The organism is Haladaptatus sp. QDMS2 (assembly GCF_029338295.1).
Classification (GTDB): domain Archaea; phylum Halobacteriota; class Halobacteria; order Halobacteriales; family Halococcaceae; genus QDMS2.
Window position 1 is genome coordinate 2,210,817 of the sequence record NZ_CP119791.1, and the last position, 23,078, is coordinate 2,233,894.

Genomic DNA, 23,078 nt, shown 5'->3' on the forward strand with positions numbered 1-23,078 from the left:
GTCACTGTCCGCAGGCCGAAAAGAAAGGAGTTGCGCCGGTCAGTGGTCTTCGAGTGCGCCGTGGGCGGCCCCCGCGTGGATGGCGGCGACCGTCACACAGTCGAGACACGCCCAGACGCGGTCGTCGTTGTCGCCGAACACGCGCCGGAACTGCGGGGTGACGGCCTGTCCGCAGTTTTGACAGAGCGTCTTCTCGAACGCGGCTCCGTTCACGGCGTCACCTCGAACGGGTGGTACGGTCGGTTTCGGTACTGAAACGGTGTGGAGACGGTGGTAGTGATGGCTATTCCCCCCTGAAGGTAATGGCGTGAAAGTCGTGACCCCACACGACTTTCAGTTGGGCCCCGAATTCCCCACCCCATTGGGTCCGGTGACCCGTACTCATTCGAGAATTTCAACCAACTAACAAATAGTGCTTGAGTGGTAAAGCCCTATTTATTGCACAGTCGATTACGGTGAATCTTCCCCGGTTGCGAGACCATCGAGAACCGAGGCAATCTGCGTCAATCGCTCGTCCTCACCTTCGATATCGTGACGGTCGGACAGATACTGCGGGTCGTTGTATGTCACGTTCACAGTGCCGTCTTCCTCCCAGACGAGGAGTTTCTGGGGCAGGACAGTATCGACTGGATACGAATTTACACCGGCGGCGGGGCAATCCACGCCCACCGAAAGAGATAGGTTGTATATTTGAGATTTGAAAAGCAGCTCCGAAATGCACGCACGAACGATGGTCCTCGTCTGGCTGGCGCTGGCGCTCTCCGTCGGCAACGGTGCTGCGCTGACCCCGCACCCGGCGCTCGACACCGCGGTCTCACTCCCAGACGACACGACCGACACTCTAACCGACACAGACGGCGATGGGCTGACAGACGTCGAAGAGGAACAGAATTACCAGACAGACCCGAGAGAAGCCGACAGCGACCAAGACGGACTCGGTGACGGCAGAGAAATCCAGTACGGCACCGACCCGGCCGACCCCGATTCGGACAACGACGGCGTCCTCGACGGTGAGGAACTCGACGTGACCGACCCCCTCCACCCGGATACCGACACCGACGGGCTGAGAGACGGTGCCGAGTTGGAGCACGGAACCGATCCCGTGCGGAGCGACACCGACGGCGATGGCTTACCGGACGGCGAGGAAATCGACCGCGGAACCGACCCACTCAGTGTCGACTCAGACGGCGACGGTGCGCGTGATGGTGAGGAGGTTCGCCTCGAAACCGACCCGCTGCAACCCGACCAGCGGACGGAACTCGACCTCTCGCTGTCGGCGATGCAAACGCAGATCGCGACGTGGAAACCGGTCGATTTCGTCGGCGTCGGAGTACTGGTCGCCCTGGCTGCGTTCAGCGCGTTTTTCCTCTTGCGACGGGCCTAACGGAGTCGCGCTTCGGCCAGCACCCTCCGTAAACCACCGCGGAATGAACCACTAAGCTCGGATTTTATATCCCAATATGCGGTTTATTCACCATGCTCCCGCACACGCGGAACTTTTAGTCACGGGCCCGCTATCAGCCAGTAATGGTCAGAAACGTCGCACCCGAGATGGCGGATCTCGAGCCCGAGGACTTCTATCTCCTCTCGGGCATCGAACACGGGATGCGCTTTAGCAAGTGGGTCAACCGCGAGAAACTCCCCGAGTTCGCGAACCTCACCGAGAAAGAGGTCGATTACCGCATCGACCGGTGTCACGACCGAGGGTTCATCGAACGAAAGACCCAGCAGTACGAGGGGTTCCGGCTGACCTTCGAGGGGTACGACATCCTCGCGCTACGAACGTTTGCGGAGCGCGACACCATCCGCGGGTTCGGATCACCACTCGGCGTCGGCAAAGAGAGCGACGTCTACGAAGTGCAGTCGTACAAACCGCTCGCGCTCAAGTACCACCGGGAGGGCTTTACGAATTTCCGGCAGGTGCAAAAAGAGCGCGACTACACGTCCGACAACCAGCACGTCTCCTGGCAGTACACCGCCCGCAAGGCAGCAGAGCGCGAGTACGAAATCCTCGAAACGCTCTACCCCGACGTGCGAGTCCCCCGGCCCATCGACCACAACCGTCACGCCATCATCATGGAGAAGATAGACGGCGTCGAACTCTCCCGGGCCGGACTCGAACCGGAGCAGGTCGTCCCCGTGTTGAACCTCATCCTCCGCGAGATGCAGGGGGCCTACGAGCGAGGGTACGTCCACTCGGACATGAGCGCGTACAACGTGTTCGTCGGAACCGACGGCGTCACGATTTTCGACTGGCCACAGGCGGTGGCCACCGACCACGACAACGCCGCGGAACTGCTCACCCGCGACGTCGAGAACATCGTTGGCCACTTCCAGCAGAAATACCCCGGGCAGATGGCCGACAACATAGACATGCGCGCCATCGCCCAGGCCGTGATGGCCGGCGAGTTCGAGTCGATCGAACACACGGCGTAGTAGGATTCCGTATTTTCGGCAGTTAGAGCCTCGATACGGCCGAGTATGCGATTGTGGAGGCGCGACGAATAAACCGTATTTCAGGATATGAAATCCGCGTTCGAGGCGGAATCCACCGTAGGTAGCGTGCTACCAACGGTTGAGACGGCTACCCGAACACTTCGAGTTGCGCTTCGTAGTCTGTCCCGTCGTACGCGAAGTAGACCTCCTCGGAGAACTCGACGCGTCCCGAGTCCGGCTCTGGAGTATCGTCCACACCGAGTCGCGCTAAAATATCGGTGAAGTCGGTCGAGAGCGGAACTGTTTCTTCGTATCCGAGACCCCCCTGCGCCGAGTCGAGCAATGACTGTTGTTCGTCCGTGAGGTCTTCGCTCCAGAAGGTAGTCTCGAGATACGTGTCGTCGAGATAGGCACGGTACGCGGCTTCCGAGTCAGCGATTCGCGTCGCTTCGTGTTCGTACTGCGCGAGTTCGACCGACACTTCTTCCACGACCGCACGGGCGTATACCGTTCCGTCACCCGATTCGAAGACGACGTGCGTGAACGGTGGTGCGGGGACGAGGTCGGTTTCGTCGGCTGACCGGCGAAGGAACAGGTGTCCCCGGTGTTCGGGCGGTTCATCTTCGAGGTCGATAAAGCCGTACTCGGGTGCCATCCTGCCTTCCGCAGTTTCGACTGCGTGAATATCGAGTTCCGAAAGCCCGTGAGTCGTGTCGAGAGGCGTTGGATTACCCAGGCCGAGACTGGAGGTGTACGTTTCGGCGTCAGCAGGTGGTTGACCGTCGATGCGGTCGAACCAGAGCAGCCATCGCGTCCGCGTCACCGTCCCCGTTTCCCTGACGCGCACTTCGTAGTAGTTCCCTTCCTGTTCCAGATAGGCGGGAACGTTTCTCCCGGTGGTCGAAAGGGCGAAACCCTCGGTGGTGACCGCGCCCTCGGTTACGATTCGTGAAGCAAGGTCCCGGTCGGATTCGTCGTACGGACCGGCGGCTCGCCAGGTGAACCGACCCACAAGAGATGGCCCGAGCCTGCGAAGGGAAAGCCGATATCTGGGGGCATTGTCTGTACGTGTAACACACCCACCGACTGTGCCAATGGCCACCCCACCGAGCGAAGTCAGGAACGTCCGTCGAGACGGGGAGCGACCGCCGGGAGTAGCAGATGGCCGATGTGGAGGAACCTGCATACGACAAAATGTTAATCTGTTGGTAAATGTTTTCTCCCACTTCGACGCAAACCAAGTGGATTGGACCTCGAAATAGCCGCTGGTAGCGCGCGCTGGCAGGGGCGGGTGCCGCTGGAACCGCCAGAGCGCTTAATTGGCTCACGCGAGTGTGACGACTCACGAAATGTGTTCGTCTCCCCAGTCGCTTCGTGAGCCAGTGGTACAGCGCCGCGTCGCCGCCGAACTGGCAGCCGAAGAGACGCTCGCGCTCTGTCTCGACTTCGACGGGACGCTCTCGCCGATTCGCGCCGACCCGACCGCCGCGACGCTTGCCAGCGAGAATCGACGACTGCTCACCGCGTTCCGTGACCATCCGGCCACCGAAGTGGCCGTCATCAGCGGGCGGGCGCTCGCCGACGTGCGCGACCGGGTTGGCATCGAGGGACTCACCTACGCCGGGAATCACGGACTCGAACTGCAGAGAGACGGGCGAACGGTCATCCACCCGCTCGCGGCGGCGTGTGAACCGACCATTCGTTCGGTGGTCGAGACGGTTCGAGACAGCCTCGTGGACATCGACGGCGCGTTCGTAGAGGACAAAGACGTCACCGCGACCATTCACTACCGAGGGGTTGCAAGTCAGCAGGTCGAGGCAGTGCATCGAGCAGTGGACCGAGCGGTCGCGGACGCAGACCGTCCCGTTCAGGTCGGCGACGGTAAGGAGATACTCGAAGTGCGTCCGGCTGTCTCCTGGGACAAAGGAGCTATCGTCGAACTGGTCGACGAGTCCGCTGGCCCGGGTGCGACTACCGTCTACATTGGCGACGATACGACCGACGAAGCCGCCTTCCGAGCAGTCGGCCGGTCGGGCGCGTCGGTTCACGTCGGAACCACCAGCGAAACCACTGCCGCGTATCAGCTGTCTGACCCGGAGGCGGTGACCGCTTTCCTCGGTAGGTTGTGGGCTGAACTGGCGAGTTCGGCCGACGTTGAGGGCTGAGCGACGGCCGCTTGCTCGCTGTTCTCGCCGTCTTTCGGCGTCGACTGGCCCGCAGTTCTTTACGTCGTGAGAGTTGATTTTCCAACACAATATATGGGTGAAAATAGATGGCTTGCTGCGTGGGGACTGGGCTCGATTGCCGCCGGCGGTGCGTCGTTGCTCGTGCCGCTCTACGTGGTCAACCTCGGTGCCGGGCCCGGCGAACTCGGCGTGCTCGCGTCAATGGCGGCACTCGCTGGCGCAGTCGGGGCACTCGTCTGGGGACGACTCGCCGACAGGATGGGGCGTTGGCGACTGCTCGGCGTGGCTAGTCTCGGCGGCATCGGGCTCTCGCTTGCGACCATTCCGGTCGTTTCTGGAACGACCCTCATTGTCGCGCTGAACGGGTTGCTCTGGCTCTCGTTTTCCGCCGCGACGCCCGTGTTCACCATACTGACAGTGAACGACGCGAATCCCGGCGAACGGAGTGGACGGCTCGCCCACCTCAACCGAGTCCAGGGCTACGGCTGGGCGAGCGGCCTCGCCATCGGAACTGTCTGGACCGTCGTGTCGAGTCAAATCTTCGCACTCCCGGCGCTCGCGAGCCAGCGACTCTTCTTTGGGATGTGCGCCGCAATGGCAGTCGGAAGCGTCCTCGCCGCCGGGGTCTGGTTGCCTGTCGGTGGGGGGCGGACGCCCTCGAACGGAACGACGAACCGGCAGCGAAACCCTCGTCCGGTCGTCGCGTCCACGTTCCCATTCCTGCCGAGTCAGTTGTACTGGAAGGTCAGAGGGCTCCAGCCCCAGCAGTTCGTCACCCGATTCACCCCGGCGCTGGCGGCGTATTTTTTTACCGTGGCGCTGTTCTTCGCCGGATTCGGCATCTTCTTCGCTCCCCTGCCGGCGTATCTCACGGTGGTCGGCTACTCTGAGACGTTCATCTACCTGTTCTACGTCGTGTCGGCGCTCGGGTCGGCAGTCTTCTTCGGCAAAGCCGGGGAATTGAGCGCGACGCGCAATCGTCGGTCGCTCCAGGCGGGTGCGCTCTCTATTCGCGGGACCGCACTTCCCGCCGTCGCGCTCGTCGGCTCGGGCACGGCATTCGACGCGGGCGTCCTTGCACTTGGTGGCATCTTCGCACTCATCGGTGCTGCCTGGGCAGTCATCGCGCTCACCGCGACCGAGTTCATCTCGGACCTCGCGCCGTCGGTGATTCGGGGTGAGGCCCTCGGGATGTACACCGCGCTCTCCGCGCTCGCCGGCGGACTCGGAAGCCTGCTCGGCGGGGCGCTCGCCGACACGCTTGGCTACTCGCTCACGTTCACCGTCGCTGGCATCGTCGTGCTCGTGAGCGCCGTGTTCGTGATGAAACCGAAACTCCTGCGCGTCGGGTTCGGCGCGGGACAAAAACAGGAAGCCGGGTCGTCACTCGATTGAGGCGGCCTCGGCGAAGAAGCCGTCTATCCACGACTCCAGATTCTCCTCGCGGACGACCTCTCTGAGCGCACGCATCCTGGCGATGCGCTCTGCTTTCGACAATTCGATTGCCTGCTCGATCGTCGCGGCCATCGCGCCGGTGTCGTGGGGATTGACCGTGAGTGCCCCCTCACCGAGTTCCTCGCTCGCGCCGGCGAGTTCGCTGAGAACCAGGACACCGTCATCGTCTGTCTGGGCAGCGATGTACTCCTTCGCGACGAGGTTCATCCCGTCACGCAGCGAACTAACGAGGCCGATATCGCTGTGGTGATACAGCGAGACGAGGTGTTCGCGTGAGAGGTGCGCTCGCGTCTCGACCACCGGTTGCCAGTCGTCGGTCCCGAAGCGGTCGTTGATGCGCTCGATGGCGTCGGCCACGGTCTCCTGAAGATTCTGATAGGCAGGGATGCGACTGCGACTTTCGGTCCCCTTCTGAACGTAGGTTAGTTCCTCTCGTAGGTCGGGACGATGCTCGAACAGCGATTCGAGGGCGTCGAGGCGCTTTGGAATCCCTTTCGTGTAGTCGAGACGGTCCACGCCGAGGGCGACCTGCACGTCAGCATCGATGCTGTGTTCGGCACGGAAGTCGGCCCAGAACGATCCGTCTGCGGCACGGGCCTGCTTCCGGACGGATTCCTCGTCGATACCCATCGAGGCGTGTGTGACGGTCGTCGTGCCCTGCGCGGTGTGAACCGTATTCTCTTCCCAGTTGACCGTCGCTTCGGGGAGCAACCGGTCTGCACATTCGAGGAAGTTCGCGGCGAACCGCGGCGTGTGGAAGCCGAGCAGGTCGTTCCCGGTGAGGCCGTCGAGGATTCGTTCCGCGTGGGGACAGGCGCGGAAGACGTCCGGGGCGGGCCACGGGATGTGGAAGAAGTGCATCAGTCGGACGTCCTCGTCCAGACGATTTCGCACCATCCGCGGCACGAGGGTGAGGTGGTAGTCCTGGAACCAGATTGCACCGCCCGGCTGGGCGTGGGTGACGACCGCGTCTGCGAACTTATCGTTCACCTCACGGTAGGTCTGCCAGTCGCCCGTGTCGATGTCAATTTTCTCGGCCATGCTGTGACAGAGCGGCCAGAGCAGCTGGTTGCTGTAGCCGTCGTAATAGCCTCGAACGTCGAACTCGCTGAGCGAGAGCCGTTGCAGCGTGTATCTGGGTTGGTCGGGCGGGACCCGGACACAGTTGTCGTCGTCGGTCGACGCGGAGTCTGCGTCCCCATCACCCCAGGCGACCCACGTCCCCTGTATCTCCTGCATCACGGGGTCGAGACCGGCGGTGAGGCCGCCACACGGTCTGTCTACGGAAATCGTTTCGCCGTCCTCGTCGAAGGAGTGGCGATACGGCTGTCGGTTCGAAACCACGACCACGTCCGAAAACGCGTTCGTCGGGTCTGTGGCTGCTGACGTCTGATTGACTACAGAGCGCTGTGACATATGGTATAATTGACCACGAGCGCCACTCCTGTAGACCCGTGGCTTGCTTGTGAAAGCCGAACAGAGAAATTGCCTGCAGACCCGCCTCCAGTAGGTGGTCGAGACTGTTCAGAAACGTGCTAATAATCGTCTTTCAGGTAGACACCGTCGTCGCTGACCGACCCGACTGCGTGGAGTGCGAGCGGGTAGGTGTCCATCCCGTCTTCGCTCACCGACCACCCGAGTTTCGAACGCAGGAGGCCGGAAAGTCCGGTTTGCGGCGCGACGTACACCGTCTCCTGGTCTACGCGTGCGACTTCGCCAACCGTCTCGTCTCCCCAGAACACCGTCTTCCCCGAATCGATTTCGGCGAGTTGTATCGTCATAGCGCTACTTGGAGTCTGTCCCCCAAATTACTTGACCATGCAAATGCAGGCGATATCGCATGCCGGCGGCGACTTGCAAATGCAGGCACAAGAATAGTGCCTGCGCCGTCGGAACTGACGGCTGGGCTCTGGGACGGTTTCCACGACAGCGCTTTCCCGCTGTCGGACGAGATGAAATCATTGGATGGAGCTTCCGAAGGGGGACTCCGCCGCGCTGGGGGGCGCGGACCGCTTCTCTCGTCGCCATCTCAGAACCCGGTGGTTCTCTCGACGCCATCGAAAGCCGCTTAGCGCTGCGATTCGCGCAGGATGAGCGGTCCGATGGCGAGCGTTCGCTTCGCGATGGTTGCGATGCGGGCGATGTACGACACGAGCAACAGGAAGGGCAACAGCGTAATCGACAGCGCCCCGACCACGAGCCAGACGATAGTCGGGATGCCGAGCATCGTGCCTGGCACCGTTCCGCTCCCGATGAACGTGAGCATCCCACCCGAGACGATGAGCGCCGGAATCGCGGCGTAGAGAATCATCTGGGAGAGGTCGATGAGCGCCCACTCGAAGTAGAGCGTCTTGATGTGCTCGCGGGCAGGGCCGAACATCGTGAGCGTCGTCTTCAGTTCTTCGAGCAGCCCCTGGTCGTCGTCGGTGAGGACGTCTTCGTACTCGTGTTGAATCCGCTCGACCTGGAAAATCTTCCAGCCGTAATTGAAGTCGAGCGCCGAGTAGAGCACGTCGAACTCGCCGAACTTCGCGCCGTCGAGTTCGGACTTCACCTCGTCTGCGTTCCCGGTCAGACTGTCGGTGAACTCGTCCACCTCGTCGCGCAATTGGTCGTTGTCGTGACCTGAAATCTGGTCGCGGAAGGCCTTGGTCCGGCGCTGTGTGGCATGGACGAGATGCTGGAGGAACGCAGATGGGTCCGCCGGCACCGGGTGGCCGAGAAACTCCTTCGTGTAGGTGCGAAAGTCCATCGTGTTGCTCATGCGCAGGTGCTGGTCGCCGAGTGGGCCGTTCTCCTGTGAGACGACCAACTGGGTGATGGTGACGACGAGCGTCGTCCCGGTGATGATCGCCCCGAGCATGGTCGAGAAGATTGTCTCGATGGTGTCCCCCGACTGGAGGTCGGACTGGAACGCCGGGTAGAACACCGCCCCGAGGACGAGCAACGAGACGAACACCAGGCCGGCGAGCGCCCCCGTCACCGCGAGGCGGTTCGCGTCCAGCATCACGTACAGTTTGATGCGACTCTCGTTGGTCCGCTCGGTCATCGTGTTCGCGGTGCTGATGTCCGCGTCACCAGCGGTGTCTAACTCCGTGTCCGAGTCGGCGTCGCCGTTCAAGTCGGTCGTCGCCTGATCACTCATCACTGTCCTCTGTGGCCGGGCGTTTGAAGACCAGATACTTCGTCCCGCCGCCGACGTACGAGATAGATTCCGCGAGTTCCCACCCCTCGCTGCCGAGTTCGTTGAGTTCAGCTGTCGGGTCCGTCGCCTCTTTCTTCGTCGAACCACGAGGCGGCTGAATTGTCTTGTACTCCCACGCCACCGTCGAATCGCTCCCCATAGATTCTGCGTTGGGACGTGAGTTAAAAAGGCAACTGGCCAGCAGTTTGGCGTTGTGACTCTCAGGGTCGCGAGTGCGTCAGAAAAATCACGGCGTCACGTCACAGGATGAGCGCGATGATGGCGAGGATGAGGAAGATCGCGATGAAGATTTTCGCGATTTCCATCGTAATCCCCGCAATCCCGCGTGCTCCCACGACGGACGCGATGATCGCCAGCACGAAGAACAACAGCGCATACTGGAGGAACTGGCCGGAGAACGCCTGCAGCGGCGTGAGTAACTCCAACATCTCAGTTCACCTCCGAACGGCCGGATTGGTGTGCGGGCAAGTCGCCATCTGCGCCGCTTGGTAGTGGCACCATGGCGTCCTGTATTCTGGGCCGGATGCCCTTTGTTAAGCAGATGCAAAGATTACAAAATACGGACCTTATGTCCGACGTAAGGTGTGAAACGGTTCGTAGCGAACGTCCGATTCGAAGGCCTTAAGCGGCAAAGCGCGGAAGTGGCGAACAACTCGCTGGGCGACACGGGCACCAGCGGGCACCTGTGAATTCAGGTCGGAATGTGGCCAGGGTGGACCGTCCACCGAACCGCACGGCCCCGCGCCGTCGAGATGGCTGAACCACGCAACGCCCGTGGTGATACCCATGGCAAAAAGCTTCTACTCTCACATCCGAGACGCATGGAAGACCCCGAAGGAAGGCAAACTCGCCGACCTGCAGTGGGAACGAATGCAGGACTGGCGAAACCAGGGCGCAATCGAGCGCATCGAGCGCCCCACCCGCCTCGACAAAGCCCGCCAGCTCGGCTACAAGGCCAAGCAGGGCATCGTCGTCGTGCGCGTCAGCGTCCGCAAGGGCAGCGCCCGCAAACAGCGCCACAAAGCCGGTCGCCGGTCGAAGCGCCAGGGCGTAAACCGCATCACGCGCAAGAAGTCCATCCAGCGCATCGCCGAGGAGCGCTCCTCGACGAAGTACCGCAACATGCGCGTGCTCAACTCCTACTGGGTCGGTGAAGACGGCCGACAGAAGTGGTTCGAAGTGATTCTGGTCGACCCGGCACACCCGGCCATCCAGAACGACGACGACCTCAACTGGATCGTCGACGAAGACCACAAGGGACGCGCCTTCCGCGGTCTCACCAGCGCCGGCAAGTCCAACCGCGGCCTCCAGAAGCGTGGCAAGGGGACGGAACACAACCGTCCGTCCACCCGCAAAGGCCAGCGTCGCGACTAAACCGCAGTTTTTCTTTCGCGCTCAATCTTCCGTGACTGGCGAGACCCCCGTCCGGTAGGCTTCCGCGCCGAACTCCGGGTGGGTTTCGCGCATCCAGACAATCGCGACGCCGCCAGAGAGGAACATCGCGAGGGCGACCATCACGAAGGCTGCCTCGATGCCGAGGGCGTCTGCGGTGACGCCGATGAGGATTGCCCCGAAGCCGTAGCCAGCGTCGCGCCACATGCGGTAGACGCCGAGGCCCGTCGCCCGCCACGTCGGGTGGGCGGCGTCGCCAACCACGGTGATGAGGTTCGGGTAGAGCAGCGCCATCCCGACGCCGGTGAATCCGGCAGTCAGTATCCACGGCCAGTAGCCGGTGACGAAAACCGTGCCAAGCACGCCCGCCCCGGCGATGAACATCCCGAAGATGATCGGGATGCGCCGGCCGATGTCGTCTGCGAGTTTGCCGGTGTAGAGTTGGAGGACGCCCCAGACGCCGCCGTAGACGCCAACGACTACGCCGACCTGTGCGACGTTCAGCCCGTTGGCGGTGAGATAGAGGGGGTAGGCAATCCAGACGAGAGCGTCCACGAACTTCTCGACGCTGCCCGCCTGTGCGGCGGCGAACAGCGTTCGATCGCCCCACGTCGCACGCTTGAGGACGGCGGTGAAAGGGAGGTCTGCGTCAGTACCGTCGCTCGCGTCGGCCTCAGCCTGCGCGTAGGGCAGCGTCTCTTCGACGAAGAATATCGCACCGAAGAGGGCGAGGACGATGACCCCCGCGAGGAAGTAAAACGGTTCTGGCTGGAGGCTGTATTCGGCGGCGATGACGCCGGTAATCCACGCGCCGATGGCGACGCCCGTGTAGCCAAACGCCTCATCCAGGCCGACGGCGGTGCCGCGGGCGGCCTCACCCGCGAGGTCGATTTTCGCGTTCACGCTCATACTCCACGCGAGGCCCTGATTGACCCCGAGGAGGACGTTCCCGAGCGTAATCCACCACCAGTTCGGCGCGTAGATAAGGATGACCGGGATAGGAAGGGCAACTAGCCAGCCCGCGATGAGAATCGGGCGACGACCGTAGGTCTCCGACCATTTTCCCCCGTAGAGGTTGAGCAGGGCTTTGACGAAGCCAAAGCTCACGACGAACGACCCGATAATCGCGAGCGACTCGACGCCGAAGAGGTCTCTGCCCAACAGCGGGACGACGTTTCGCTCGGCCCCGATGGTGAGGCCGACGGCGAAGACGGTCAACAGTTGGAGGGCGAACTGTGCGCGATTCTGCCGAATACCCTGTGCGTAGTTCATTTATGTGAGAGCGGGGTGGTCACTGCACGTTCTCCAGCGGTGATTATATCGGTACCGTCCGCAGGCCAGTATTGTCCAATATGGGCACAACTATTGCATCCAACCTGATTACGGTGTTGCTTCCACGTGCCATTGGTATCTATTGCCACGCGCGACGAACGGGTAGTGATGGCTGACCATCCGCTGAAACAGCGATTCGTCCTTGACACGACGACGTTCATCACGGAGGAGATTCGGGTGGACGACGAAGGCGTTGAGGAAGCGGTCGACCGACTCCTCGACCTCATCGCCGAAGCCAAACTCAAACTTCACATCTCCTGTTACATCCCGCCGTCGGTGTACGACGAACTCGCCCAGATGCTCGAAGACCGGGGCGTCTCAGACGAGGTGCTCTCGAAACTGAACACCTGGCTCATCAAGAAGAATCCAGACCGGTACACCGTGATGATTCCGGCCGAAATCGTCTACGAGTTCATCGAGGAGATGAGCAATCGCGTGAACCGCGGGCTGCGCGTCTCAGAGAAGGCGGTGCGGAAAGCAGAGGAGTCGAAAGATGCAGCGACCGGCGACGTCATGAGCGAAGTCGATAAGGTCATCTCCGAACTCCGCTCTGAGTATCGCTCGACGCTTCGGCGGGGGATTCTCGACTCCCGGGAGGACTTCGACTTGCTGATTCTCGCCCGCGAACTCGAAGCCGGGGTCGTCACCGAGGACACTGGCATCATCCGGTGGGCGGAGGATTTCGGCCTTCGCTATCTGAAAGGCCGGGACTTCCCATTGCTCCTCGAATCGTATCTGAACGCGAGCGACGACGAGACGACGTAATCACCCGGGGACATAAAATCGTCGAGAGCCACGAATAGGACCCGAACGGGAAACGTTTTCCACAACCCCCTACGGCTCTTCTGGTTTCCCAGATTCACGAACGACGCTTACACGCCATCCGTTACATGGCCTTCACAACACGCCTTCCGGAAGGCGACGTTTGTGGGTTGCTTCGGTTCTCCTTCGGAGCGTTGACTTCGTTCTCCTTTCACAGAGACTCAGTTGTTGCCCCTAACCTGTTCCGTACTGTCTGAGATCAGAGTTTCTGGTTCAGATCGCTCGGTGAATCCTCGTGGTTCCCGATACAGCATATGATACGTCACATCATACCATAAAACTGCGTTCGTTTACCCAGACACGTTCTCTCTCAAAAGATAAGCACGTCTTCAGGCGTCAGGCCACCGCTCGATGTAGATGGTCTTGTCCGTGTAGAACTGAATCATGTCCTCGCCCTGTGCGTGCAGGTCGCCAAAGGCAGAGGCTTTGCGCCCGCCGAAGTGGAAGAAGGCCATCGGGGCGCTCGTCCCGACGTTCACGCCGAGGTTGCCCGCCTGCGCTTCGTTGCGGAACCGGCGAGCGTCCGCACCCTCGCGGGTGAACAGACTCGCCGCGTTCCCGAACTCGCTCATGTTCAGCGTCTCGATGGCGTCGGTCATGTCCGAGACGCGCACCAGGCCGAACACGGGGCCGAAGATTTCCTCGCGTGCGATGGTCATGTCCGGGGTCACGTCGCCGAAGATGGTCGGGCCGATGAACTCGCCGTCGTAGCCCTCGACTTCGACGTCTCGCCCGTCGCGCAGGAGCGTCGCACCCTCGTCGATGCCGCTCTGGATGTGGCCGCGCACCCGCTCTGCGTGGGGTGCAGAAATCATCGCGCCGATGTCGGTGCCCTCGTCAAGCCCGTAGCCGACGACCTGCTGGTCTGCGATTTCGACGACGAGGTCTGCGAACTCGTCGTACACCGAGTCGTGGACGAGCACCACGTCGTTGGCGAGACAGCGCTCGCCCGCACAGGCGCAGGCCGAGGAGACGGTCTGCTCTGCGGCGTGGCGGAGGTCCGCGGACTCCGCGACGATGATGTGGTTTTTCGCCCCGCCCTGTGCCTGCACGCGCTTGCCCGCGGCGGCGGCTTCCTTGTAGACGTGGCGGGCGACCGGCGTGCTGCCGACGAAGGAAACGCCCGCGATGCCCTCGTGGGTGATGAGCGCGTTCACGGTGTCCTTCCCGCCGTTTACGAGCTGGACGACGCCGTCTGGGAAGCCCGCCTCGTCGATGAGTTCGAAGATGCGCTGGGCAACCAGTGGGTCCTGCTCGGAGGGCTTCAGAATGAACGAATTCCCCGTCGCGACGGCGTACGGGAGGAACCAGAGCGGAATCATGCCCGGGAAGTTAAACGGCGTGATGGCGGTGAAGACGCCGAGTGGCTGGCGGATGGCGGCTTCGTCGATGCCGGGTGCGGCGTTTTCGAGGAAGCCAGCCTGCATCATCGTCGGGATGCCACAGGCGACTTCGACGTTCTCAATACCGCGGCGCAGTTCCCCGCGCGCCTCGGCGAGCGTCTTCCCGTGTTCCTGGACGAGAATCTCCGCGAGTTCGTCCTGATGTTCGTCGAGCAGGGCTTTCAGCCGGAACATCGGCTGGATTCGCTCGACGACTGGCGTGTTTCGCCACGTCTCGAACGCTTTCTGCCCGGTCGCGATTGCCTCGTCTAGCTGTGCCTGGCCGGTGAACGGGACGTAGGCGAGTTCCTCGCCAGTCGCGGGGTTGACGACTGGTTGGCCGTCGTCGCCCTCGACCGCGGTCCAGTTGCCACCGACGTAGTTGCGTACCTCTCCCGTCTGAGAGAGGGCGTCAAGTGAAACCATGTGCGTGAATGGTTCTCAGCCACCACTATAAAGATTCGTCGCGCTAAAATTCGATAGATATCGGCTTCTTTCGAACAGTGTTCAATTGTTTTCCGAAACTACACGAAAGAGTTGTCTAATCGAGCTATTGAGCAAAAGATTAACCATACATGAGAATCGATGTCAAGCCACATGACGAGCCAAGAGGCCGCGGATGGCATGAACGAAATCGAGCGGCTGGACAAACAGTACGTCTTCGGGACGTGGTCGTACCAGTCTGAAGTCAGACCGACGCAAGTCGTCGGCGCAAACGGGAACCGCATCGAGACGGCAGACGGGAACAGCTATCTGGACCTGTCGGGCCAACTCATGTGTTCGAACCTCGGGCACTCGGCCGACGCCGTCGCGGAGGCGATGGCCGAGCAAGCACAGCGTGCCGCCTACGTCGCGCCGGGCTACACCACGGAAGCGCGCGCGAAACTCGGGCAAAAACTAGCCGAGGTGACGCCGGGCAACCTCACGAAGACGTTCTTCTCTACGAGTGGGACGGAGGCAATCGAGGCGGCCATCAAAATCGCCCGCTTCGTCACGGGCAAGCACAAAATCGTCTCGCGCTACCGGTCGTACCACGGCTCTACCTACGGGTCGATTAGCGTCACGGGCGACCCCCGCCGACTGATGGCCGAACCGGGCATCCCGGGCACCATCAAGGCTCCCGACCCCTACGCCTACGGGTCGACGCTCGAACCGATGGAAAGTCTCGAATACATCGACGAGATGCTGATGCTCGAAGGCGACACCGTCGCCGCCATCCTGGTCGAACCCATCGTCGGGTCGAACGGAATTCTCGTCCCACCAAAGGAGTACCTCCCCCGGTTGAAAGAGATCGCCCACGACCACGGCGCACTGCTCATCGCGGACGAAGTGATGAGCGGCTTTGGGCGCACCGGCGAGTGGTTCGGCTGTGACGTCTTCGACGTGACGCCGGACATCATGACGATGGCGAAGGGCCTGACCGGGGCGTACGCACCGCTCGGCGCGACCATCGTCACCGACGAGGTGGCCGCCCACTTCGAGGACAACATGTTCTGTCACGGCCACACCTACTCCGGGCACCCGGTGGCCGTGGCCGCGGGTCTCGCCGCCGTCGAAACCTACGAACGCGAGGGTCTCATCGACCAGGCGCGCGAGCGCGGGGCGTACCTCGGCGAGAAACTCGAGGAACTCGCAGCAGACCACCCGAGCGTGGGCGAAACTCGCGGCGTCGGCCTGTTCCGTGGTATCGAACTCACGAAATCGAGCGAGGGGCGCGTGCCGTTTGGCCACCGCGAGGACAAGATTTCGATGGGCAAGACTGTCGTCGACGAAGTTTCCGGCGCGGCGAAAGAACAGGGCGTCTACGTCGCGAACATGATTAACACGCTCATCATCGCGCCGCCGCTCACCATCAGCGAGGACGAAATCGACGAGGCGGTTGCGGCGCTCGATACCGCGCTCGAAGTCTCAGACGCCGCGATGGAGGAGTGATGGACGGCGCCCCCGCCGTCTCGCTCGACGAGACAGACTTCGCGCTGCTGTCGGCAGTCGAACGCGACTTCGACGTGAGCCTGGAGACGCTCGCGAACGAACTCGGTCTCTCGAAATCGGCGGTCCACTATCGACTGTCGAAATTAAAAGAGAACGGGGCGATTTCGGGTGTCACGGCGGACGTAGACCCCCACGCCCTGGGGCTGTCGATGGTGACGATAACCGAAGTGTCGGTCACCCACGAACGAGGGTACGCAGAGGAAATCGGTGCCCGACTCGGCCAGATTGGCGGCGTCCAGCAGGTGTTCTACACCCTCGGCGACGTCGACTTCATCGTCATCTCCCGGGTCGCCTCGCGCGAACAGATGAACGCCCTCTTAGACGACATCGTCGCCGTCGAGGGTGTAGACGAAACGTCCTCACACTTCGTGATGAAAGAGATTCCCGTGAATCCAGAACGCCTGCTCAACCTCTCCAAGACGCAGGCGACGCAGTTGCTCTCCGGAGATGCAAATGACTGACGAACTCACCGAACTCATCCAGGACCTCGTCCGTATCGAGACGGAAAATCCACCCGGCAACGAAGCCGCCGCCGCCGAGTACATCCACGATTGGTTTCGCGACCAGGGCATCGAGTCGTGGCTGGTCGAAGAGCCGTACCCAGACCGCCCGCAGGTCGCAGCGCGGGTGGGCGACGGCGACCCCACCATCGTCCTGAACGGCCACATCGACGTGGTGCCGGCGGGCGACCGCGACCAGTGGACCTATGACCCGTACGGCGGCGAAATCGCAGACGGGAAACTCTACGGTCGGGGCAGCGTGGACATGAAAGCGCAGGTCGCCATCGCGATGGTGCTCGCTCGCGACCTCGCCCCAGAATTCGAATCCGGCAACATGCCGGGGTCACTCGTCGTCCACGCGGCCATCGGCGAGGAAACCGGCGAACCCGGCACGAAATCACTCCTCGAAGAAGGCTACGACGGCGACTACGGCGTCGTCCTCGAACCGACGAAACTGCGCACTGCGACCAGCGAGAAGGGCCTCGCGTGGTACGAGTTCTCCGTCGAGGGCACGCCGTCGCACGCGAGTCGCCCCGACCAGGGGACGAACGCCATCATGCACGCTCGCCCGCTGCTCGACGCCATCGAAGCCTACGACGCGGAACTGCGGACGCGGACCGACCCGCTCGTGGAGAAGGCCTACGCGACGGTGACGAAGTTCGAAGCCGGGACGAAGGAGAACGTCGTGCCAGAACGTGCCGTCATCACGATTGACCGCCGAATTCTGCCGGGTGAGCCGGTCGAGGGCGTCGATGCGGAAATTGACGACCTTGTGGCCGAGGTGGCCCGCGACCACGACGTGGACATTTCGTGGGAGCGAATTCGGACCTACGAGGCCGCGGAAATCGACGTAGACAGCCCGCTCGCCGACGTGTTCCGAAAGCACTCGGCAGAACTCGGCGGCGTCGACCCGGAGCCGTGGGGCATTCAGGCCTCGACCGACGTGCGAAACTTCGTCAACGACGCGGACATCGAGGCCATCACCTGGGGGCCGGGTGACCTCTCGCGAGCGCACAAGTTCGACGAGTACATCGAACTCGCGGAGGTCGAAACCGGGTACGACGTACTCGACCGCGCCGTCCGCGAGGTGCTCACCCGCTAGTCGTCGCCGTAGAGGTGACAGGCGATTGGGTGTGACTGCCCTCGCAGTTCGAGTGCCGGATTTTTTCTATCGCAGGGTGAGTCGAACCGCTCTGCGAGCAGGGCGGCCGCCCCCTGCTCGTTGCCCGCGGCGAGTTGGTCGAGGGCGTTCGAAAAAACTGCTTCTGCGGCGTCGTCGACGAGCGAGGAGAGGAAGTCGAGAATCTCTGCCTGCACGCTCACGTCTAAGGCACTCACGGGTTCGTCCGCGATGAGCAGGTCAGGGTTGACGACGAGCGCCATGGCGATAACCACGCACGCGGTCGAGCAGCGCGACCGCCCGGTCGCCTGCCTCACGCTTATGGTGCTCAACGTCTACGTCATCGAGCGACTGTTCGGCATCGGCGGCATCGGCCGGTTGAGTCTGTTCGCCATCCTTCAGCGCGACCTTCCGCTCGTCATCGGGACGGCGATGATCATCGTCCTCGCGAGCGTGGTCATCTCGCTGCTCCAGGACGTTGCGAACACCATCATCGACCCGCGTGTGGCCGGCGACGCCTGAGTCGGTTGGCCCGCACCGTTATCTGGGATTAGTGCTTTTGCCGGGGCATGGTAGACCTCTCGGGACACGTCGCGTTTGCCCTCCTGCTCTCACTGCCCGTCTGGCTGACGTTCGACCGACGCCACAGTCTCGTCTTTCTTGCCCTCGCCGCACCAACGGCGCTGTTGCCGGACTCTGACCTCTTTCTCCGGGCGGTGCTCCCCGTCTCCCACCACGGCATCACCCACACCGTCGTGTTCGCACTCGGACTGGCGCTCGCCATTGGTGGCCTCGCCGCCACCGGGGTCGCCCCGCGCATTCGGTCGCACCTCGACCGATATCTCGGGTCCGTGCCGAGTACGCGCGACGTGTTCGGATTCACCGCCGTCGCCGTCTTTATCGGGGCGTCAAGCCACCTCGTCGGCGACATCCTCTCTGCGCCAGACATCGCCCCGCCGATCAAGCCGTTCCTCCCCTTTACCGACGCGCCGGTCATCGTCGATACCATCTACTACAACGCGGACGTGTGGAACTACGGTCTGTTCGCCACGCTGGTGGCCGTCCACGGCGTCATCTACTGGTACGTCGGCGAGTGACACAGTAGTTTAGGCGTGCCAAAAAATCGGAATCGTTATAGTGGTTTAGGCAGGCCTAAACCCCATGGACAAGCAGACGTGGGCACCGACGCGACGAACCCTCCTCACGACCGGCGGCGCGCTTGCCGGTGCGTCGCTGGCCGGTTGTCTCGGCGGCGCAACCGACTCGAGCAACGAAGACGAAAGCGACGGCGACTCCGGTGACGGTCCCTACACCGTCTCGATGGCTCCCGTCGGCGAGGTCACCTTCGACGCCGTCCCCGAGACGTGGGTCGCGAACAACGGCAGTTGGGCCGACATGGGCATCGCACTCGGCCTCGAACCGCCGAAGGCGCTCTGGCTCACGAGTCGCTATCACACCCAGTACTACGACGAGATTCCGGGCGTCTCGGTGGACAAAAGCGACATGGTGTCGCTCTATCAGGACGGCGTGAGCAAGGAGTTGTTCTACGAACTCGACGCCGACGTCCACGTCATGGATCCGAACTTCCTCACCAATCGGTTCAAGGGCTGGAAACAGGCCGACGTAGACGAGATTACGGACACCATCGGCCCGCTTTTCGGCAACTGCATCTACGCCCAGCACTACCCGTGGCACGAGGACTATCGGTACTACTCGCTGTACGAAGGCTTCGAAAAACTCGCCCAGGTGTTCAAGCGAACCGACCGCTACGAAGCCTTCGCCACCCTCCACGACGAGTTTCAACAGCAACTCACCGACGTCGTCCCCGACGAGGGCGACCGGCCCGCCGTCGCCGTCCTCTGGGGCGTCGGCGAGGAACCCGAGGAGTTCTACCCGTACATCATCGGCGAGGGAACCGGCTTCAAACACCTGCGCGACCTCGGCGTGAGCGACGCGCTCGCCAATACCGACGTGAAAGACTTCCACGGAAGTCGCGCCGCCATCGACCTCGAAACGGTGCTCGAAGTCGACCCAGAAGTGCTCATGCTCCGGGGCTACGAGGCGAAGTCCGAGGCCGAGTTCCAGGACACCGTCGTCTCGGCGCTCGAGAACCACGAAACTGCGAGCGCACTCACCGCGGTCGAAAACGGCGACGTGTACCGCGCCGGCGGCCTCTATCAGGGTCCGATTACGAACCTCGTGTTGACCGAGCGGACGGCAGGACAACTGTACGACTTCGAGGGTGAACTGTTCGACCGCGACCGCGTCACGAGCATCGTCGACGGAGACGTCTAACCGTGGCGCACGAGCGGTCGGACGACGCAGACTACGACGTGGTCGTGGTCGGTGGCGGCCCCGCTGGCTGTTCTGTCGGCGTGTTCACCGCCCGGTACGGCCTCACGACGGCCATCTTCGACCGCGGACGCTCCTCGTTGGGGCTGTGTGGTCACCTCGAAAACTACCTCGGCTTCCCCGCCGGCATCGACATCGAGACGTTCTACGCGCTCATGCACGACCACGCCGAAGAGGCCGGGTGCGAGCGTATCCCCGACCTCGTCGAATTGGTCACCCGGCGTGACGAGGGTCGTGGGTTCGTCGTCGAACCACAGGAGGGTGAGCCGGTCACCGCCACGCGCGTCGTCGCTGCCACTCGCTACGACGGCGAGTACCTGCGACCCCTCGGCGGGGACGCGATGTTCGAGACCCGCGAGTACGACGGCGAACAGCGGGAGTTCTTCGACAACGACTACGCGGACGCAGACGGCACGACGCCGGTCGAGGGATTGTACGTCGCCTCCCCCTCTGCTGCGGCAGACCGGCAGGCAATCATCACGGCCGGGCGGGGCGCGCGCGTCGGGCTTGCGGTGGTCGAAGCCGGCCGCCGCGAGCAGGGCTACCCCGCCGAGATGGCCCCCCGCTACGACTGGGTGCGCCAGGAGTCCAGTCGGCCCCCTGAGTGGGACACCCGCGACCGATGGCGCGAGTGGGCAGAAGAGAAGCGACCCGAAGACCACGAACTGGACGAGGAGCGGTGGGTCGCCCTTCGAGAGGCAGAAATCGACCGCCGACTCGCGACCTACGTCACTGACGACGAACGCGACCAACTGGCGGCCCGCGGTCAGGAACGACTGCTCGAACACGTGGACGACGAGCGCATCCTCGCGTACGCGCGGAATCTCGAATCAGCAGGCGAACAGTCGCCAGCAGAACCGGCCGTGAGCAAAAAGCGCGAGCAATCGGTGGAGCACTGACATGGCGAGCGAGAACGACTCGGTCGAACTCGGGAACCTTGGCGTGCTCGGCCGCTTCGACCGGTCGCTCGTGACGCTCTGTCTCGGCAGTCTCGTCGTCGTCGTCGCTGGGGGCCTCGTGCAGGTCAGTTTTGGCGCGTACTCGATGAGTCTCGGGGAGGCGTGGCGGGCGGTGTTCAACCCGAACGTCATCTTCAACGTCCAGACGTGGCAGGCGTTCCTCCTCGGCGGCGAAGTGCCCGAGATGACGAAACAGAGCCTCATCGTCTGGAACATCCGCCTGCCGCGGGTGTTCGTCGCGATGCTCGTCGGGATGAACCTCGCTGTCTCAGGAGCCATCTTCCAGGCGGTCACCCGCAACGAACTCGCGAGTCCGTTCGTCCTCGGCGTCTCCTCGGGTGCAGGACTGCTCATCCTGCTCACGCTCGTCGTGTTTTCGGGACTTACCGCCTTCCTCCCGCTCATCGCCTCCGTCGGCGGGGCGCTCGCGTTCCTCGTCGTCTACGTCATCGCGTGGAAGAACGGGACCTCGCCCGTGCGACTGGTGCTCGCAGGCGTCATCGTCGGCACCGTCTTCGGGAGCCTCCAGACGGCGCTGTTCTTCTTCGCAGACGACATCGGCGTCGTCCAGTCGGCCATCGCGTGGACCACCGGGTCGCTCACCGGAACCGACTGGGAGCAAGTCCGTATGGCCCTCCCGTGGACGCTCGTCGCCATGTTCCTCGCGCTACTCGGCTCTCGCCAACTCAACCTCCTCATGCTCGGAGAGACCACGGCGAAGTCGCTCGGGATGCGCGTCGAGAAGGTTCGCTTCGCGCTGTCGGGCGTTGCCGTCCTCGCGGCGGCGGCGAGCATCGCCGTCGCGGGTATCGTCGGCTTCGTCGGCCTCATCGTCCCGCACATGGTGCGAACCATCGTCGGCAGCGACTCGCGGAAACTCGTCGTCGGCTGCATCTTCGCGGGGCCGGCGCTGATGGTCGCCGCAGACGTCGGGGCGCGCCTCGTGTTGAACCCCGTCCAGATTCCAGTCGGCATCGTCACCGGCCTCGTCGGCGGTCCGTACTTCCTCTATCTGATGCGAAAACAGGATTCGATGGGTGAACTCTGATGAGCGACAGCCACCACATCACCGAGCGAATCGACGCGGAAGCTGAAGCGGACGAGCGACCGCCGAGTGAACTCGTCGGCGAGGCGCTCGAAATTGGCTATCCCACCACGGACGAACCGGTCGTCGAGTGCGACACGGTCGTCCTGCCGGCGGGTGAGGTGACGGCGCTGGTCGGGCCGAACGGCAGTGGCAAGAGCACGCTGCTGAAGACGATGGCCAACCAGCTCGCCCCCGACGGCGGACACATCCTGCTCGACGGCGAGCGCATCCAGTCGTTCGACTCGAAGCAACTCGCCCAGCACCTCGGCTTGCTCTCGCAGGAGAACGACTCGCCGGGGACGCTCACCGTCGAAGAACTCGTCTATCACGGCCGGTATCCCCACCGGAGTTTCTTCGATTCGCTCTCCGCGGCGGACCGCGAGGCAGTAGACCGCGCAATCGACTTGGCTGGCGTCGAGAATCTCCGCGACGCCGAGATGGGAAATCTGAGCGGCGGGCAAAAGCAACTCGCGTGGATCGCGATGGTGCTCGCCCAGGACACGGACGTTCTCCTGCTCGACGAGCCGACCACGTACTTGGACCTCCACCACCAGCTTCGCGTGATGGAGGTCGTGCGGACGCTCAACCGCGAGAAGGGCGTCACCGTCGGCATCGTGCTCCACGACATCGGACAGGCAGCGCGGTTCGCGGACAACCTCATCGCGATGAAGGACGGCGCGTTGTACGACTGGGGACCGCCGCGCGAAGTCGTGACGGAGGAACTGCTCGCAGACGTGTTCCGCGTCGACGCGGACGTGGACGGCGAGAGCCCCACCGGCCCCCACATCGCCCCCCACCGCGCCATCGAACGGTGAGTTCAGGGCGCGAGCACAGACCGTATTTTTAGGCCGACCTAAA

The 23,078-nt window shown here is 62.8% G+C and carries 25 protein-coding genes and 1 pseudogene; 15 read left to right on the forward strand and 11 right to left on the reverse strand.

The genetic code is table 11. From position 1 onward, the window contains the following. Positions 1-39: 39 nt before the first annotated feature. Complete coding sequence (locus tag P1M51_RS12010; RefSeq protein WP_276245417.1) at positions 40-213, reverse strand: hypothetical protein; 174 nt, start codon at positions 211-213, stop codon at positions 40-42. Positions 214-450: 237 nt separating this feature from the next. Beyond that, positions 451-663: a DUF302 domain-containing protein gene (locus P1M51_RS12015; protein ID WP_276245418.1), complete on the reverse strand. Its 213-nt coding sequence runs from the start codon at positions 661-663 to the stop codon at positions 451-453. Positions 664-715: 52 nt separating this feature from the next. Here P1M51_RS12015 and P1M51_RS12020 point away from each other — a divergent pair, with 52 nt between their 5' ends. After that, positions 716-1,384, forward strand: a complete 669-nt coding sequence (locus P1M51_RS12020) for a hypothetical protein (RefSeq protein WP_276274528.1) — start codon at positions 716-718, stop codon at positions 1,382-1,384. Positions 1,385-1,527: 143 nt separating this feature from the next. Next, positions 1,528-2,436 (forward strand): serine/threonine-protein kinase RIO2, encoded by a 909-nt coding sequence (locus P1M51_RS12025; protein ID WP_276245420.1) that lies wholly within the window; start codon positions 1,528-1,530, stop codon positions 2,434-2,436. A gap of 148 nt (positions 2,437-2,584) precedes the next feature. Here P1M51_RS12025 and P1M51_RS12030 read toward each other — a convergent pair whose 3' ends face one another. After that, entirely contained in the window at positions 2,585-3,448 is an 864-nt protein-coding gene (locus P1M51_RS12030) for a hypothetical protein (RefSeq protein WP_276245421.1), read from the reverse strand. A gap of 370 nt (positions 3,449-3,818) precedes the next feature. Between P1M51_RS12030 and otsB the strand changes: the two genes are divergently transcribed. Next, positions 3,819-4,601, forward strand: coding sequence for a trehalose-phosphatase (gene otsB / locus P1M51_RS12035; protein WP_276274529.1), 783 nt, complete (start codon positions 3,819-3,821; stop codon positions 4,599-4,601). Between the two features lie 93 nt (positions 4,602-4,694). Then, positions 4,695-6,017, forward strand: coding sequence for an MFS transporter (locus tag P1M51_RS12040; RefSeq protein WP_276245423.1), 1,323 nt, complete (start codon positions 4,695-4,697; stop codon positions 6,015-6,017). On the opposite strand, the gene P1M51_RS12045 is transcribed toward P1M51_RS12040, so the two are convergent. The 5 genes from P1M51_RS12045 to P1M51_RS12065 all read right to left on the reverse strand — a co-directional run bounded on the left by P1M51_RS12045 (position 6,006) and on the right by P1M51_RS12065 (position 9,710). Beyond that, positions 6,006-7,493, reverse strand: coding sequence for a trehalose-6-phosphate synthase (locus P1M51_RS12045; protein ID WP_276274530.1), 1,488 nt, complete (start codon positions 7,491-7,493; stop codon positions 6,006-6,008). The two genes, P1M51_RS12040 and P1M51_RS12045, sit on opposite strands and share 12 nt — an antisense overlap. A gap of 119 nt (positions 7,494-7,612) precedes the next feature. Further along, entirely contained in the window at positions 7,613-7,858 is a 246-nt protein-coding gene (locus P1M51_RS12050; protein WP_276245425.1) for a PRC-barrel domain containing protein, read from the reverse strand. A 287-nt stretch (positions 7,859-8,145) separates the two neighbouring features. Then, entirely contained in the window at positions 8,146-9,222 is a 1,077-nt protein-coding gene (locus tag P1M51_RS12055; RefSeq protein WP_276245426.1) for a hypothetical protein, read from the reverse strand. After that, a complete protein-coding gene (locus P1M51_RS12060; protein WP_276245427.1) occupies positions 9,215-9,421 on the reverse strand; it encodes a DUF4177 domain-containing protein in 207 nt (68 codons plus the stop codon). Before P1M51_RS12060 ends, P1M51_RS12055 begins: the two co-directional genes overlap by 8 nt. A gap of 100 nt (positions 9,422-9,521) precedes the next feature. Beyond that, a complete protein-coding gene (locus tag P1M51_RS12065) occupies positions 9,522-9,710 on the reverse strand; it encodes a DUF1328 family protein (RefSeq protein WP_276245428.1) in 189 nt (62 codons plus the stop codon). 358 nt (positions 9,711-10,068) lie between these two features. Here P1M51_RS12065 and P1M51_RS12070 point away from each other — a divergent pair, with 358 nt between their 5' ends. Beyond that, entirely contained in the window at positions 10,069-10,656 is a 588-nt protein-coding gene (locus P1M51_RS12070) for a 50S ribosomal protein L15e (protein WP_276245429.1), read from the forward strand. A gap of 21 nt (positions 10,657-10,677) precedes the next feature. Here P1M51_RS12070 and P1M51_RS12075 read toward each other — a convergent pair whose 3' ends face one another. Next, positions 10,678-11,946 (reverse strand): MFS transporter, encoded by a 1,269-nt coding sequence (locus tag P1M51_RS12075; RefSeq protein WP_276274531.1) that lies wholly within the window; start codon positions 11,944-11,946, stop codon positions 10,678-10,680. A 168-nt stretch (positions 11,947-12,114) separates the two neighbouring features. Between P1M51_RS12075 and P1M51_RS12080 the strand changes: the two genes are divergently transcribed. Further along, a complete protein-coding gene (locus P1M51_RS12080) occupies positions 12,115-12,771 on the forward strand; it encodes an RNA ligase partner protein (RefSeq protein WP_276245431.1) in 657 nt (218 codons plus the stop codon). Positions 12,772-13,157: 386 nt separating this feature from the next. On the opposite strand, the gene P1M51_RS12085 is transcribed toward P1M51_RS12080, so the two are convergent. Next, positions 13,158-14,636, reverse strand: a complete 1,479-nt coding sequence (locus tag P1M51_RS12085) for a CoA-acylating methylmalonate-semialdehyde dehydrogenase (RefSeq protein WP_276274532.1) — start codon at positions 14,634-14,636, stop codon at positions 13,158-13,160. 171 nt (positions 14,637-14,807) lie between these two features. Between P1M51_RS12085 and P1M51_RS12090 the strand changes: the two genes are divergently transcribed. Genes P1M51_RS12090 through P1M51_RS12100 form a run of 3 tightly spaced genes read left to right on the forward strand, consistent with a single transcriptional unit; the run spans position 14,808 to position 17,804 of the window. Further along, positions 14,808-16,142, forward strand: coding sequence for an aspartate aminotransferase family protein (locus P1M51_RS12090; protein ID WP_276245433.1), 1,335 nt, complete (start codon positions 14,808-14,810; stop codon positions 16,140-16,142). Then, on the forward strand, positions 16,142-16,663 hold the full coding sequence (locus P1M51_RS12095) for an Lrp/AsnC family transcriptional regulator (protein WP_276245434.1): 522 nt from the start codon (positions 16,142-16,144) through the stop codon (positions 16,661-16,663). The genes P1M51_RS12090 and P1M51_RS12095 overlap by 1 nt, the downstream gene beginning before the upstream one ends. After that, positions 16,656-17,804: a M20 family metallopeptidase gene (locus P1M51_RS12100; RefSeq protein ID WP_276274533.1), complete on the forward strand. Its 1,149-nt coding sequence runs from the start codon at positions 16,656-16,658 to the stop codon at positions 17,802-17,804. Before P1M51_RS12095 ends, P1M51_RS12100 begins: the two co-directional genes overlap by 8 nt. Positions 17,805-17,974: 170 nt before the next feature. On the opposite strand, the pseudogene P1M51_RS12105 reads toward P1M51_RS12100, so the two are convergent. Further along, positions 17,975-18,097 (reverse strand): annotated as a pseudogene (locus P1M51_RS12105) (ABC transporter ATP-binding protein); the annotation flags it as partial. A gap of 46 nt (positions 18,098-18,143) precedes the next feature. Between P1M51_RS12105 and P1M51_RS12110 the strand changes: the two are divergent. The 6 genes from P1M51_RS12110 to P1M51_RS12135 all read left to right on the forward strand — a co-directional run bounded on the left by P1M51_RS12110 (position 18,144) and on the right by P1M51_RS12135 (position 23,035). Then, positions 18,144-18,344, forward strand: coding sequence for an ABC transporter permease subunit (locus tag P1M51_RS12110; protein WP_276248439.1), 201 nt, complete (start codon positions 18,144-18,146; stop codon positions 18,342-18,344). 47 nt (positions 18,345-18,391) lie between these two features. After that, a complete protein-coding gene (locus P1M51_RS12115; protein ID WP_276245436.1) occupies positions 18,392-18,919 on the forward strand; it encodes a metal-dependent hydrolase in 528 nt (175 codons plus the stop codon). A 64-nt stretch (positions 18,920-18,983) separates the two neighbouring features. Beyond that, positions 18,984-20,117: an ABC transporter substrate-binding protein gene (locus P1M51_RS12120; RefSeq protein ID WP_276245437.1), complete on the forward strand. Its 1,134-nt coding sequence runs from the start codon at positions 18,984-18,986 to the stop codon at positions 20,115-20,117. 2 nt (positions 20,118-20,119) lie between these two features. Continuing rightward, positions 20,120-21,073 (forward strand): thioredoxin reductase, encoded by a 954-nt coding sequence (locus P1M51_RS12125; protein WP_276245438.1) that lies wholly within the window; start codon positions 20,120-20,122, stop codon positions 21,071-21,073. A gap of 1 nt (position 21,074) precedes the next feature. Continuing rightward, entirely contained in the window at positions 21,075-22,181 is a 1,107-nt protein-coding gene (locus tag P1M51_RS12130; RefSeq protein ID WP_276245439.1) for an iron ABC transporter permease, read from the forward strand. Next, positions 22,181-23,035 (forward strand): ABC transporter ATP-binding protein, encoded by an 855-nt coding sequence (locus P1M51_RS12135; RefSeq protein WP_276245440.1) that lies wholly within the window; start codon positions 22,181-22,183, stop codon positions 23,033-23,035. Before P1M51_RS12130 ends, P1M51_RS12135 begins: the two co-directional genes overlap by 1 nt. The last annotated feature ends 43 nt before the right edge of the window (positions 23,036-23,078 follow it).

Bases quoted from the DNA above. Each gene is read 5' to 3' on its own strand.
- P1M51_RS12080 (WP_276245431.1), top strand. From the start codon at position 12,115: ATGGCTGACCATCCGCTGAAACAGCGATTCGTCCTTGACACGACGACG.
- P1M51_RS12120 (WP_276245437.1), top strand. From the start codon at position 18,984: ATGGACAAGCAGACGTGGGCACCGACGCGACGAACCCTCCTCACGACC.
- P1M51_RS12095 (WP_276245434.1), top strand. From the start codon at position 16,142: ATGGACGGCGCCCCCGCCGTCTCGCTCGACGAGACAGACTTCGCGCTG.
- P1M51_RS12115 (WP_276245436.1), top strand. From the start codon at position 18,392: ATGGTAGACCTCTCGGGACACGTCGCGTTTGCCCTCCTGCTCTCACTG.
- P1M51_RS12025 (WP_276245420.1), top strand. From the start codon at position 1,528: ATGGTCAGAAACGTCGCACCCGAGATGGCGGATCTCGAGCCCGAGGAC.
- P1M51_RS12100 (WP_276274533.1), top strand. From the start codon at position 16,656: ATGACTGACGAACTCACCGAACTCATCCAGGACCTCGTCCGTATCGAG.
- P1M51_RS12060 (WP_276245427.1), bottom strand. From the start codon at position 9,421: ATGGGGAGCGATTCGACGGTGGCGTGGGAGTACAAGACAATTCAGCCG.
- P1M51_RS12050 (WP_276245425.1), bottom strand. From the start codon at position 7,858: ATGACGATACAACTCGCCGAAATCGATTCGGGGAAGACGGTGTTCTGG.
- P1M51_RS12075 (WP_276274531.1), bottom strand. From the start codon at position 11,946: ATGAACTACGCACAGGGTATTCGGCAGAATCGCGCACAGTTCGCCCTC.
- P1M51_RS12020 (WP_276274528.1), top strand. From the start codon at position 716: ATGCACGCACGAACGATGGTCCTCGTCTGGCTGGCGCTGGCGCTCTCC.
- P1M51_RS12135 (WP_276245440.1), top strand. From the start codon at position 22,181: ATGAGCGACAGCCACCACATCACCGAGCGAATCGACGCGGAAGCTGAA.
- P1M51_RS12070 (WP_276245429.1), top strand. From the start codon at position 10,069: ATGGCAAAAAGCTTCTACTCTCACATCCGAGACGCATGGAAGACCCCG.
- P1M51_RS12110 (WP_276248439.1), top strand. From the start codon at position 18,144: ATGGTGCTCAACGTCTACGTCATCGAGCGACTGTTCGGCATCGGCGGC.
- P1M51_RS12085 (WP_276274532.1), bottom strand. From the start codon at position 14,636: ATGGTTTCACTTGACGCCCTCTCTCAGACGGGAGAGGTACGCAACTAC.
- P1M51_RS12130 (WP_276245439.1), top strand. From the start codon at position 21,075: ATGGCGAGCGAGAACGACTCGGTCGAACTCGGGAACCTTGGCGTGCTC.
- P1M51_RS12055 (WP_276245426.1), bottom strand. From the start codon at position 9,222: ATGAGTGATCAGGCGACGACCGACTTGAACGGCGACGCCGACTCGGAC.
- P1M51_RS12090 (WP_276245433.1), top strand. From the start codon at position 14,808: ATGACGAGCCAAGAGGCCGCGGATGGCATGAACGAAATCGAGCGGCTG.
- P1M51_RS12065 (WP_276245428.1), bottom strand. From the start codon at position 9,710: ATGTTGGAGTTACTCACGCCGCTGCAGGCGTTCTCCGGCCAGTTCCTC.
- P1M51_RS12045 (WP_276274530.1), bottom strand. From the start codon at position 7,493: ATGTCACAGCGCTCTGTAGTCAATCAGACGTCAGCAGCCACAGACCCG.
- P1M51_RS12040 (WP_276245423.1), top strand. From the start codon at position 4,695: ATGGGTGAAAATAGATGGCTTGCTGCGTGGGGACTGGGCTCGATTGCC.